The 14,304-nt window shown below is 35.3% G+C and carries 9 protein-coding genes; 7 read left to right on the top strand and 2 right to left on the bottom strand.

All coding sequences use genetic code 11. The features are described from left to right. Positions 1 to 11: 11 nt before the first annotated feature. The gene (locus AC0INN_RS21110) at positions 12 to 740 is read right to left on the bottom strand and encodes a lysophospholipid acyltransferase family protein (RefSeq protein ID WP_172284212.1); all 729 of its coding nucleotides are present in this window, start codon (positions 738 to 740) and stop codon (positions 12 to 14) included. Between the two features lie 3 nt (positions 741 to 743). Next, on the bottom strand, positions 744 to 1,202 hold the full coding sequence (locus AC0INN_RS21105) for a GtrA family protein (RefSeq protein WP_273650654.1): 459 nt from the start codon (positions 1,200 to 1,202) through the stop codon (positions 744 to 746). 229 nt (positions 1,203 to 1,431) lie between these two features. Here AC0INN_RS21105 and AC0INN_RS21100 point away from each other — a divergent pair, with 229 nt between their 5' ends. From AC0INN_RS21100 to AC0INN_RS21070, 7 genes are all read left to right on the top strand, one after another. Next, the gene (locus tag AC0INN_RS21100; RefSeq protein ID WP_172284208.1) at positions 1,432 to 1,695 is read left to right on the top strand and encodes a hypothetical protein; all 264 of its coding nucleotides are present in this window, start codon (positions 1,432 to 1,434) and stop codon (positions 1,693 to 1,695) included. Between the two features lie 85 nt (positions 1,696 to 1,780). Beyond that, complete coding sequence (locus tag AC0INN_RS21095) at positions 1,781 to 2,632, top strand: BadF/BadG/BcrA/BcrD ATPase family protein (RefSeq protein ID WP_172284206.1); 852 nt, start codon at positions 1,781 to 1,783, stop codon at positions 2,630 to 2,632. Positions 2,633 to 2,645: 13 nt separating this feature from the next. Then, the gene (locus tag AC0INN_RS21090) at positions 2,646 to 4,934 is read left to right on the top strand and encodes an NADP-dependent malic enzyme (protein WP_273650655.1); all 2,289 of its coding nucleotides are present in this window, start codon (positions 2,646 to 2,648) and stop codon (positions 4,932 to 4,934) included. A 176-nt stretch (positions 4,935 to 5,110) separates the two neighbouring features. Continuing rightward, a complete protein-coding gene (ruvA, locus tag AC0INN_RS21085; protein ID WP_172284202.1) occupies positions 5,111 to 5,695 on the top strand; it encodes a Holliday junction branch migration protein RuvA in 585 nt (194 codons plus the stop codon). A gap of 57 nt (positions 5,696 to 5,752) precedes the next feature. Continuing rightward, complete coding sequence (gene sov, locus AC0INN_RS21080; RefSeq protein WP_273650656.1) at positions 5,753 to 12,769, top strand: T9SS outer membrane translocon Sov/SprA; 7,017 nt, start codon at positions 5,753 to 5,755, stop codon at positions 12,767 to 12,769. Positions 12,770 to 13,026: 257 nt separating this feature from the next. Beyond that, positions 13,027 to 13,404, top strand: a complete 378-nt coding sequence (gene gcvH, locus AC0INN_RS21075; protein WP_273650657.1) for a glycine cleavage system protein GcvH — start codon at positions 13,027 to 13,029, stop codon at positions 13,402 to 13,404. Then, the gene (locus tag AC0INN_RS21070; protein WP_373428031.1) at positions 13,346 to 13,756 is read left to right on the top strand and encodes a VanZ family protein; all 411 of its coding nucleotides are present in this window, start codon (positions 13,346 to 13,348) and stop codon (positions 13,754 to 13,756) included. Before gcvH ends, AC0INN_RS21070 begins: the two co-directional genes overlap by 59 nt. The last annotated feature ends 548 nt before the right edge of the window (positions 13,757 to 14,304 follow it).

Raw genomic sequence — 14,304 nt, 5'->3', positions numbered from 1 at the left:
AATTATTTCTTTTAAATAGAGCGTTCTAGCAAGGTTTTTTTTATTTCGTTAAAAGCTTGCGTTTTCATATCCTTTTGAGATGCCGAAGGCTCCATAATATCATTGAAATAAACCTTTACTTTACCGGGGTGGCCTTTAGAATTATCGAAGGGAAACATTTCTTTCAAGCCAATAAAAGTAAAGACTGCTATCGGAGACTGATGTTTTGTAGATAAGGTAAAAGGTCCGTCTTTGAATTCGTCCAGAAGAATAGACGTGTCGTCAGGCACACCGCCTTCCGGAAAAATAACAATACTATTTCCCTCTTCCATTTTTTCAGCACATCTTCTATAAACATCTGCACGGCTTCTGGCACTACTTCGGTCTACCATAACGCAGATCCTTTTATAGATGGTGCCGAAAATAGGAATTTTCACTAACTCCTTTTTTCCTACATAACAAAGAGGGTGATGTGGAAATAGAATGCATGGAAGCATAATATCCATTATAGAGGTATGGTTGGAAATAACTACATATTGTTTTTTTCTGTCAATCTTTTTATCCGTAAGATTAATCAGCTCATAGCGAAGCCCCATACCATAAAACATTCCGTAACACCAAAAGCGGATAAACTGATAGGCATATCTGTAGTGTTTTTTGCTAAAGGATAAAATATAAACAGGTATTCCAAAAATGATCGTTAAAAAAAAGGCTAATATCAGAAGCCAGAATCTCCACAAATAATTTAAAATCTTTACCACAAACTAACCATTAAAAATTACTTTCTTCTTGACAGAATAATTAAGAATTGAAACCAATAAAATCGCAGCGATCTTACTCAGAATTTCTGGACTCAAGGTATAAAAAATTAAATTGATATTATCTTTAAATATAAAGCTGTAAAATATTTGAAAGAAACTAAGGCTGAGTAGTGTTGAAATAAAAGAGATAATCATAAAATAGGCAAATTCTTTTCTTTTTGAATGCTTTCCTCTTTCAAAAACAAACCAGATGCTTAAAAAATAATTGCTGATAATTCCGCAACAGGTAGAAAAAATATTACTCAATGGATAATGGATTCCATGAAAATTGGTTTCCGAATGCAAAAATTGAGGAAGATATGTGCTGAAGATCTTAAAACTTCCTATCTCCATAATAGCACTGAGTCCTCCTGCTATTATGAAGAACAATATTTGTTTCTGACGTAGTATTAATTCTCTCATCGAATTTATCTGATGTGCAAATTTATAACTATATGTTAAACAGTAAAAAAAGATGTTAAATATTTTTTTTAAATCAAAAATAGTTCTAAATTTAATTTCAGAAGTAAATAAAAAGTACCTGATAATAAATTCATTTTCAGCCAGTTGTGTTGATGGTTTTTTCTATCTTGTAATGCCCGATTGAAAGCATTCTCCACAAATTTATAACCCAATTTATAACAATATTTGTATGAAAAGTCAAAACAAATACAGAAAATTCCAGCTCCAACAGAAAAATATTGAAGCTCTTGAGAAGGAAAATTCCCGTTTCAGGAGAGTATATTCTGAATATGAAAATATGTCTGATGAGCTTTGGAATCTTGAAAATTCCAAGGGTGAACAGGTGCCAGATGATTTTATCAATGCGATGATGTTACAGGCTTCTTATCTGGAAGATGAAATTCAGGACTGGCTGATACAGTTCAATGAAAAAAAAGATGATATAAAACATTAGTTATACCAGTCACGTTGTGGCTTCTTTGTGAAGCTATTTAGAGATAAAATTCATAATTTAGCATCCTTAAACTAAAATGTAATATATGGTTGCTATTGTTGATGGCGGTTCTACCAAATGTGATTGGGTAATTTTAGATGACTTTAAAAAGGTCTTTATGAAGACGGAGACTATTGGTTTTAATCCCAATAATATTGCCGCAGAACTTATTGTACCCGAAATTGAAAAAAACATCAACCTTAGTGCTGTTAAAAACTCAATAACAAAGGTTTTTTTCTATGGTTCAGGATGTGGTATCCCTGAAAACTGTGCGACTATCGAAAGAGAATTAGGTAAATTTTTTACTAAAGCTGATGTTTTAGCAAAAGAAGATCTGATGGCTGCTGCGTATGCCGCTTATACTGGGAAGCCTGCTATTGTTTGCATTCTGGGAACGGGATCCAATTCTTGTTATTTTGACGGGGAAAATCTAAAAATAAAGTTACCGTCTCTGGGATTTCTTATTGGTGATGAAGGTAGTGGAAGTGCTATTGGTAAACAATTGGTACGTCGCTTTTTCATGCAGAAACTTCCTCAGGACCTACATGTAGAATTTGAGGAAATCTATCAGTTAACAATTGAGGAGGCATTAAAGAATATGTACCATACCTCAAGGCCAAATGCTTATTTGGCTAATTTCAATAAATTCGTTGTAGAACGGAAGGATCACCCATACTTTCAAAAAATGGTTTTCGAGGAGATGAGAAATTTCTTTGAATACCAGGTTCTTCCTTATGAAGAATCCAAGGATGCCGAAATTAACTTTATCGGATCTATTGCTTATTATTATGAAGATATTCTTCGCTCTGCAGCTGCAGAACTTAATTTAAACATTGGTAATATTGTACAAAAACCGATTGAAAGTTTAGTAAATTACCATATTAAATATATACTATAAAAAAATACACTCTATGTCAAATAAAATCCATCGCGACGAAAAGAACTTTAATCAAGCCGCATTAGATTACCACAAAGCTGAACCCAAAGGGAAGATCGAGGTGATCCCTTCCAAACCCCACTCTTCTCAAAGAGATTTGTCTTTGGCATATTCTCCTGGAGTGGCTGTTCCTTGTATGGAGATTCACGAAAAGCCGGAGACTGTTTATGATTATACCGGAAAAGGTAATCTTGTAGCTGTAATTTCTAATGGTACAGCTGTTTTAGGATTAGGTGACATTGGACCGGAAGCATCGAAGCCTGTAATGGAAGGAAAAGGGCTGTTATTTAAAATTTTTGCTGATATCAATGTTTTTGATATTGAGATCAATGAGAAAGATCCTGATAAATTTATTCAGATTGTAAAAGGGATTGCTCCAACTTTTGGAGGAATTAACCTTGAAGATATAAAAGCTCCTGAAGCATTCTATATTGAACAGAGATTAAAGGAGGAATTGGATATTCCGTTGATGCATGATGACCAACATGGGACGGCTATTATCTCTGCTGCTGCACTGATTAATTCTTTACAGATTGCCAATAAGGATATTGAGGACGTAAAAATGGTGGTAAATGGTGCCGGTGCTGCGGCTATTGCTTGCACCAAACTGTATATTTCATTAGGCCTCAGGAAAGAAAATGTTTTAATGTGCGACAGTAAGGGAGTTATCAATCATAAGAGAGAAAACCTGACTCCTGAAAAACTAGATTTTATCGCTCAGACGGATATTGAGAGTTTGGAAGATGCTGTAAAAGGATCTGATGTCTTTGTCGGGTTATCTAAAGGAAATGTAATGACCCCGGAAATGCTCAACAGTATGAATGAAAATCCTATTGTTTTTGCATTGGCAAATCCTGATCCGGAGATTGCTTATGACATTGCTATTGAAACACGTAAGGATGTAATTATGGCAACTGGTAGAAGTGATTTTCCTAATCAGGTTAATAACGTACTTGGTTTTCCTTACATCTTCCGTGGTGCACTTGATGTACAGGCGAAAGGAATTAATGAAGAAATGAAGCTTGCAGCTGTTCATGCAATTGCAGATTTGGCAAAAGAACCAGTTCCTGAAGCTGTTATTTTGGCTTATAATCTTCAAAACCTTCAATTCGGTAGAGAGTATTTTATTCCAAAACCATTTGATAACAGGTTAATTACCAGGGTTTCCAGTGCTGTGGCAAAAGCAGCTATCGAAAGTGGAGTTGCTGGTAGAGTTATTTCTGATTTTGAAGAGTATGAACATCAGCTTCTTGATAGAATGGGAAGAGATGAAAAATTGGTAAGGATGATGCAAAGCCGTGCGAAATCCAATCCAAAAAGGGTGACCTTAGGAAATGCAGAAGAATACAACGTATTGAAGGCGGCTCAGATTCTTTATGAAGAAGGAATTGCTTATCCAAGTTTGTTGGGCGAAAAGAAATACATCAAGGAGCAAATGGAACGTTACGGAATTAATCTGGATGTACCGATTATTGATCCGAATGATGATGATCAGGAAGAAAACAGGAAAAAATATAGAGAAACGCTTTGGAAACTTCGTCAAAGAAAAGGAATGAATGAATACAAGGCTAAAAGGTTTGTGCGTCAAAGGGATTACTTTGGTCCTTTAATGTTGAAGCATGGCGATACAGATGCGCTGATTGTAGGTTTTTCTAAAAATTATGCATCCGTTTTACGTCCTGTTTTAGAGATTATTGAAAAAGAAAAAGGAGTAGATAAAGTGGCAGCAATGATGATGATCCTTTCTGAAAAGAAACCGATTTTCTTTGCTGATACATCTATTAATAATAATCCTACTTCGGAAGATCTTGTAAATATTGCAAGAATGGCGGAGATTACTATTAAATCTTTTGCTATTGAACCAAGAATTGCAATGCTCGGATTCGAGAATTTTGCTGCGATCTCTGAAACTTCTAAAAAAGTTGCAAAAGCAGTAAGTATTTTACATGAAAAGTATCCTAAAATGATTGTAGATGGTGAAATTCAACCTGATTTTGCTATGAATGCGGATCACCTTAGTGATTATCCATTTTCAAAATTAGGAGAAACTCCGGCAAATACATTTATATTCCCTAATCTTGAAAGTGCTAATTTATCTTATAAAATTATCAGAGGGATGAAAGTTGCCCAAGTGATTGGACCTATTCTTATGGGATTAAAACAACCTGTGCATGTTTTACAAATGCGTTCAAGTGTAGATGAAATTGTAAATCTTGCAACAGTGGCGGTTCTTGATGCCCAGAGAAGAGAAGCTAAAAAATAATATCTTTAAAAAAAATCTTCGATTTAAATATTTAAAAACTCCAAATTTTGGAGTTTTTTGTTTTTCAACCAAATGGTTGAGTATCACCTCAAAAATTAAGTTAAAAATCATTCGTGCGTGAAATGAAAACATTAATTAGTTTAAATTACTATATTTGGGAGTTTTAAAAATTAATAATGATATTTTCTTTACAAGGCATTGTTCAAGAACTTACGCCAACTTATGCTGTAATCAACGTTAATGGAGTTGGTTATTATACAGGTATTAGTTTAATGACCTCGCAAACTCTTACTCTTAATAAAGAGACTTTTTTATTCATTCAGCAAATCATTCGTGAAGATGCTCATTTGTTGTTTGGCTTTAACAGTCGTTTAGAAAAAGAGATGTTTAATTTGTTAATAAGTGTTAATGGTGTAGGAGCGGTTTCAGCACTTATTTTACTATCTACTTTAAGCCTTGATGAGATTGCCACAGCTATACTTTCGAGAAACAGTGCCCTCATTCAAAAAGCCAAGGGTATTGGCGCTAAAACAGCAGAAAGAATCATTGTGGATTTGAAAGATAAAGTCCAAAAATTCAATGGTCTTGAGGAAAATATTTCTACACAGGTGAATAATAAAATCAAGGAAGAATCGTTATCTGCATTAGAAGTTTTAGGAATTCCTAAACGGATGAGCGAAAAAATCGCCGACCGCATGATGAAACAAAATCCAAGCATTTCGGTAGAAGAATTGGTAAAACAAATTTTAAAAAACCTTTAACATTTGGTGGCAAATAATAAGTATCTCAATATATTTTTGTTCCTGTCGTTCTTATGTATGTCAGTAACTACCTTTGCACAGGTAAGACGTGACACTGCAATTATAAAGAAGGACTATGAACTGGCTGATCCTACTCAATTTGAAGCCTTTTACGATATAAAAACCGGAATGTATTATGTATATCCGAAAATAGGAAATACAGTAACCGGACCGCCGACTGCAATGTCGCCTCAGGAATATAAGGAATTCATGATGGCAAGCCAGACCAAGGCTTATTACAAAGATAAATCGGATAAATATAATCTACTCTTCAGAAAAGATAAAAGCGATGCACAGAGAAGAGGATTAATTCCGGCATTAACTATCCGAAATAAACTTTTTGAAACAATTTTCGGAAGCAATAAAATAGAAATTATCCCTACAGGATTTGCTTCCTTTGACTTTGCAGGATTGTATCAAAAGATTGATAACCCTTTAATCTTACCGCAAAACAGAACCAGTTTTACCTTTGATATCAATCAGAGAATTCAGCTCGGTTTACTGGGTAAAGTAGGAGAAAATTTGCAGCTCAAGGCCAACTATGATACTCAAAGTGGTTTTGCATTTGAAAACAGGATGAATTTAGTCTGGCAGTCTAAAGGAAGCTGGAAAGACCTGCAGACTAAAGGGCTTGGAGATGTGAATTCACCCGGAGCAGGTTCAGAAGACAGGATCATTAAAAGGGTGGAATTTGGTAATGTAAATATGCCGCTTTCTACCAGTTTAATCAGGGGCTCCCAATCGTTATTCGGGGTGAAGACTGAGTTTCAATTAGGGAAAACTTTTGGAACAGTAGTCTTATCTCAACAGCAGGGAGAAGCAAGAAATATAGTTGTACAGGGTGGGGGTGCTGTAAACACCTTTAAAATAGACGCAATTGATTATGAAGATAATCAGCACTTCTTTTTAAGTCATTATTTCCTGGATAATTATGATAATGCCTTGGCTAATTATCCGCAGATCAACTCCAGAGTTAATATTACAAGGCTTGAAGTATATGTTTTAGATCAGGGCAACAGTAATCTGGCGGCTCAAAAGAGCATTGTTGGTATCAGGGACCTGGGAGATATGGGTGGATCACTACCAGACAACCCTAATAATAATCTTTACCAGACAGTTTCCACCACAATGGGACCTATACCACGTGATGCAGGTGTAAACTATGCAGACCTGATACAGGGACAATCACTGCCTGTTGCAACCGGAGGTACAGAGACTTATAATAATAATGTTCATTATATTTTTAATAAAAAAGCGAGAAGGCTAAATGCCAGTGAATATACATTACAGCCACAGCTAGGATATATCTCGCTAAATCAAAAATTGAATGATAATCAGATTTTAGCGGTATCTTATTCATATACGGATGGAACAAATAAAGTATATAAAGTTGGGGAATTTTCTGAAGAAAGTCCTGTACTGATTACAAAAGTCCTGAGATCAACGAAAATTGATGTTTCGTCTCCGATGTGGCCTCTGATGATGAAGAATATTTATGCTTTAGACGCAGGACAGATAAGCCAGGATGGATTTATATTGAATGTTCTTTATAGAGATGCCCAGACAGGAGGTAAGGTTAATTATCTTCCTAACACAAGTGTTAAAGACACTAATTTATTGAAACTCTTAAACTGGGACCGTTTGAATATGAACGGCGATATACAAAATAATAGTGGTGGAGGAACAGGTGACGGCCTTTTTGATTTTGTCAATGGAATAACCATAAGGCCGGAAACAGGAAAGATCATCTTTACGAAAACACAGCCGTTCGGAAGCTATATGAGCAATGTACTTGGAAGTAGTGATCCTACCTATGTGCAAACAGATATTTATAACCAGCAAAAACAATTTGCAACCTATGTTCCTAAACGATACACCTTAGAGGGACGTTACAAAGGAACTGCAGGACAGGGAATTTCTTTGGGAGCTGTCAATGTGCCACAAGGTTCCGTAAAAGTTTCTGCGAATGGAGTACAGTTAACGGAAGGGATTGATTATACCGTAGATTATATGCTGGGAACGGTTACAATTATAAATGAGAATGTAAAACAATCTGGTCAGGCAATTAACATCTCACTGGAAAACCAGTTAACTTTCAATACGCAGAGAAAAAGATTTTTAGGATTAAATTTAGAAAGAAGATTTAATGAGAATTTTATCTTAGGAGCAACTGTTGTCAATTATTCTGAGTCTCCGCTCACTCAAAAGGTAAATTATGGACAAGAGGCAGTAAATAACACTATGGCCGGCATCAATTTGATGTACAACAATCAGGTTCCATTCCTGACAAGATTGACCAATAAAATTCCGATGGTAAAGACTGAAGCTCCATCTAATTTAAACTTTAAAATGGAAGGTGCTTATTTGCTTCCTGGATTGAATAAGGGGACAAATGATCAGTCTTATATTGATGATTTTGAGCAGACAACATCCAAAATATCATTAAAAGAACCAGCTGCGTGGAGTTTAGCCTCAAAACCCGAAAAATCAGGAGGAGTATTTCAGGGAGCAGGGGCAGGTAATGACATTACTAATGGATATGGAAGAGGACTCTTATCCTGGTATACAATTGATCCGAGATTTTGGGGAATTGGAGGAAGGGCTCCCGCAGGAATTACACCTCAGTCCGTATCTAATCATGCTTCTAGACGAGTACAATACTCAGAGATCTACAATAACAGGGATTTTGTAGCTGGTGAACAGACCTTTTTAAATACTATGGATATCTCTTATTATCCAGCAGAAAAAGGGCCTTATAATGTAAATCCTAATAATGAAACTACTCAGCAAAGATGGTCGGGGATGATGAGACCTATCAGTGTATCCAATTTTGTAAACTCTAATATCGAATATGTAGAATTCTGGATGATGGATCCGTATGCTGACGGAAACACCCTGGGTGTGGATCCAAAGTTACTACTTCATTTAGGTAATGTGTCTGAAGATATTTTAAAGGATGGGTATATGCAATATGAAAATGGATTACCGACACCATCCACACCTTCTGTAACAACAAGCTCAAACTGGGGAATTCAGCCAAAGCAACCACCTATCCTTTATGCCTTTTCAAGTGAAGGACAAGAGAGAACAGCGCAGGATGCCGGATATGATGGTTTGACTTCGGATCAGGAAGCCATGAGGTTCGGAAACACATTCACCAATCCGGTGACAAACCTTGCTGACCCTGCAGTAGATGATTTTGTGTTTTATCTATCAGCAAAATTTACAGGAACGCAGGCTTCATCTTTGGTTCAGAGATACAAATATTTCAGAGGACCAGAAGGAAACTCACAAAGCAATTCACTCGAGGTAGCATCTCAGACTCCTGATGCTGAAGATATTAATAAAGATTATAACCTGGATCAAAGTGAAAACTATAACGAATACCAGATTAAACTGGACCAGCAAAGTTTAGTTTTAGGACAAAATAATATTGTTGATATGAAAACTGTTCAGGCACAGTTTCAAAATGGACAAACTGCACCTGTAAAATGGTATTTATTCAGAATTCCTGTTTCTTCATATGTAATGGATGCTGGGGATCATGATCCGGGAGTTTTAAATAATGTACGATTTGCAAGAATGTTATTGACCGGATTTGATAAGACTTCCACACTGAGATTTGGAACCTTTGATTTAGTAAGATCAGACTGGAGAAAATATCCTAAAAATACTGCAGTGTCAATAGCTGATGGCGATACGAATCCAATAACAGAAGAAGGAACAGTGAATGTCCCTGATCCGCAAAATTTAGAAATTGGAAGTGTAAATATTGAGGAAAATGCTTTAAATCAACCTCCTTATGTTTTGCCTCCAGGAATAGATAGGCAAATTCTTAGTGGTAATGCAGGAGTACAAAGACAAAATGAAAGTTCTTTATATTTAAGGGCAAATCAGCTACCAAAAAGTGAATCAAGGGGAGTATTTAAAAATACAACCTTGGACATGAGAAGATATAAGAAATTAAAACTTTTTGTGCATGCCGAAGATCCTTTAAGAAGAGAAGAGGGCATGGATCCTAAAACTAAATTTTTTATTCGTTTTGGAAGTGATGCAGCAGATAATTATTATGAGTACGAAGCTTCCTTAAAAATAACACCTAAAACAGCAACTACGCCAATGGAAATTTGGCCAATGGAGAATGAAGTTAATTTAGAAATTCAAAACTTTGTAGATGCTAAAATAAGGAGGGACAAGAGTTCTCCAAATAATATCTCAAAAAGAATTAGGGATGCGGTTTTTGGTGAGGCCGACAATTTAAAGAATATTTATATTAAAGGACGACCAAGCTTAGGTAATATTACAACTATAGTTATCGGTATTAGAAATGGGATTGATAGAGATGCGCCTGGAGGACCTATTGATAGAATATTATGGGTAAATGAAATTCGACTTTCAGAAATAGATAATCAGGGAGGATATGCTGGAAATGCAAGTTTAAACTTTAACCTTGGCGATTTTGCAGTTGTTAATACAAGTGCATCTTACACATCTGTTGGATTCGGGAATATCGATTCTAAACCGGCAGAAAGAAATCAGTCTACACAATCAGCATTCAGTATTAATACGGCGGTAAACCTAGATAAATTTCTACCTGAAAAAACCGGGGTTAAAATTCCGGTTAATTATTCCTACTCACAAACCATCGAAGATCCAAAGTATAATCCTTTAGATACAGACGTTGAGTTTAAAAAGGCGGCAAATAGAGAGCAATTGAAAAAAGTGGCGAGAACATATACTCAACAGAGAAGTTTGGGAGTTGTTAATATGCATAAAGAAAGGGTCAATCCTAATAAAAAGCCTAAGTTCTATGATGTAGAAAACCTATCCGTTACGGCTGTTTATAATGATGATTTCTTCAGGGACATTTATACAAAGAAAAACTACAGGCAGTATCTCCGAGGGTATATAGATTATAATTATACTTTTAAACCTTGGGTTATTAAGCCGTTCAATAAAATGATCAGTGATACGGCTAAGTCTACTAAATACCTGAGATGGGTCAAAGAGTTTAATTTAAATCCTATACCTACAAGATTCTCTTTCAGAACGGAAATTGACAGGAATTATAATGAACTTGAATTCAGAAGTGTAGATGCTATAATCAATGGTAACTTCAATGATGAGTCTCAGGCCATAAGAAACAGAAACTTTTATTTTGGATGGCAATATGGTTTAGGGTTTAATTTTACTAAATCCTTAAAACTGGAAATCAACTCTGCAACAAGAACATTGAATGATAATGTAGATGTAAACACAATGGATAATTCTTCCATTTTTGGAAATGTATTCAGATCGGGAAGACCCGTCTTGTATAACCACAGGGTACAATTGAATTACAAACTTCCTTTCCAATATTTACCATATCTTGATTTTATTGATGCAGAGTTGGGCTATGGATTTACTTATAACTGGAATGCCAGATCTACAGCTTTATTGTACAATCCACAAGGAAGTTTAGGATCTATTGGTCAAAATACAAATGTTATTCAGGCTACTGCGACAGCTGATTTTCCAAAATTCTTCGGACAGTTCAAATATTTTAAGAATATAGCGACCAAGCTTTCAAAACGTAAACAGGAAATTGACTCACTAAATAATGTATACACACAACAATGGGAAAAGAAAAGATATAAGTTTAAAAACTATAAATTTAAAAACAAGCTGACTGTTTTACAGAGTGCAGCATTTATGCTTACATCGTTCAAACAGCTAGATGTGAATTATTCAGAAAATAACGGAACGGTGTTGCCAGGTTTACTTTCCGCGCCAAATTGGTATGGATATGGGCAGACATTGGGTGGACCTACTATTGGCTTTTTATTGGGCTCACAGGCTGATATACGAAGAACAGTTTTGGAAAATGGCTGGATTAGTGATTCTGAATATATGACAGACCCTTATGTAAGAATGTCAACAAGAGAACTAAGGGCTAACTTGCAGGTTGTACCAATGAATGACCTGAGAGTAGATGTAAGTGTATTACATAATTATAATAGGAATTTTTCTCAATCAGGGTTCAATAATAGACTGAATCTTGGTAGGGCTAATCATGATTATACTTTTGCAAATGATCTGATTACCTATTCTAATTCAGTAATACTTTTAAAAACTTCTTTCAAAGATGGTGCAGCGGTATATCAATCGATCAGACAGAATGCCAGAGCCATTTCTCAGCAAATAGGGGATATCTCTACTATAGGAAATGATGGATTTACTGCAGGGTATGGTATTGCGAATGCTTATGTTTTAATTCCTGCGTTCAGGGCAGCTGTTGAAGGAAAATCACCTAAAGGAATTGGCGACGCCAAAAAAGCGGGCTTGCCTATACCAAACTGGAAAGTTACTTATTCTGGTTTAAGAAATGTACCAATCATCAATGGGCAATTCTCTAAGTTTGATATTTTACATAGTTATAATGCTACCTATACTGCGACAGGAATACAGTCAAGTATTGATTATTTCAATGCAATTTCAACAGGTGGTAGTCTATTAGATGTCAATAATAACTATATCAATCCATTTACTTTCTCTCAGGTAGGATATGTTGAGTCGTTCTCTCCACTGATCGGGGTTGACGTAACGATGAGAAACAACATGCAGTTCGGTATCCAATATAATAGGAATAGAATGCTATTATTAGGATTGGTAAACCAAACCCTTACGGAAGATGCCAATACAGAATATGTCGTTCGGTTGGGGTATATTATTCGTAATTTCCGATTGGGAGTCAATGATACCAGAAAGAGAGGTAAAGGAAAGGGAAGTGATCTTAATATCAGGGGAGACTTCTCATTAAGAGATAGCAGAACCAGTATTACCAATATCCTATTGGATGATTCTCAGATTACTGGAGGACAGAGATTGATGAACATAAAGCTATCTGCGGATTACAACGTTTCTGAGAACTTAAATCTAAGAGTTTTCTACGAACAGATGACTTCTAAATATAAAATCTCTACAGCGTTTCCGCTATCTACAGTTAGAGCAGGATTGTCTGCGACATTTACATTTGGGGACTCCGGAGGCTTTTAAATAGAATAACAAATAAATTACGTTAAAATCATCCCTTTACTAAAGGGATGATTTTTTATTAAATAGGTGATGCTTTTATTTTGAAAGACCCTTTTGTTTAGTAAATAATGAGTAGATTTTAATTGAGTTTATAGCTTGCTGATACATTATAGTTTTATTATTTTTAATTAGTAAAAAAACATTTCAAATAAACAAACATACTTTTTTTGAACCTTATATAATTTTGAATAAATTTGTAGAATAATAAAAATCAAAAAATGAACACACCATCGGAATTAAAGTACACTAAAGATCACGAGTGGATCAAGATTGAAGGAAACGTAGCTACTATTGGTATTACAGATTTTGCTCAGGGAGAGTTGGGTGACATCGTATATGTTGATATCGATACAGTTGATGATGATCTTGATAATGGAGCTGTTTTTGGAAGTGTTGAAGCTGTAAAAACTGTTTCTGATCTATTCTTGCCTATCGCAGGAAAAGTTACGGAATTCAATTCAGAGCTGGAAGCTCAGCCGGAGTTGTTGAATACGGATCCTTATGGTGACGGATGGATCATTAAATTAGAGATCGCTGATGGTGCTGATCAGTCTGGATTACTTACTGCAGAAGAATATCAGGCTATCATTGGATAGGATTTCAAAAATATTTAGTAAGATATTGCCCATTTATTGGGCATTTCTTACTTATATGCTTCTCAAGCCCGGAGAAGAGAACCATGAATATTGGTTTATGTTCAATGGGATCGATAAAGTTTTACACGTCAGCATTTTTGCAATGCTTGGATTTTGCTTTATTGCTGCGTTTCCTAAAATTAAGTTTTCGTATTTTTTTCAGATCATCCTTATATATGCCTTCCTTACAGAGATCCTTCAGGAGGAAATGGGATTGGGAAGATCCATGGAAACTTTAGATATAGTAGCCGATGTTGTCGGATGCTTACTAGGATACTATATATATAAGATGCTTGTCAAGCGTTTTTTTTGATCATACAACTGAAATGACAGATTAAGCTGTTTTTTTAATTTTTCTTTGGAGCAAATCCCGCTATCCACTCATACTCCTCGTTCCTTGCTTTCTTTCAGATCCCTTCCTTACTGCGGGGTAACCGTTACTATCGGGGCTAGAATGTCAGACCTTTTATAAGATATAGCATATTTGTTCAACTGTTTTTTTGATTATAACAAGGATCATTGTTCATTAATTATAGCAACTGAAATTTATACCTTTCTTTTCATAGTATATTTATTCACTTGTTATTTTCATTGAGTTTTTGATCTTTACAGCCAGAAAATTCCATCCCAGGATTATAGTTGAAATCTTATTTCATATTGTGGATAACTATGTTTTTGTTTTAAATCATTTGATACCAGCTGTTTAAGCATTTGTTTTTCCACAATGCTTAATTTAAGTATAAAATGATTTGGATTATGTGATGAATAAGGTGTACTTTTGCCCCACTGAAAACGAGAGATAGTAGGTAGCGCAGAAGAGAGTAATTATAAACGAAAGATTTAAAAAAAATAAATAATAAT

The organism is Chryseobacterium subflavum, from assembly GCF_055762745.1.
This window is presented reverse-complemented; position numbering and strand designations above follow the sequence as displayed.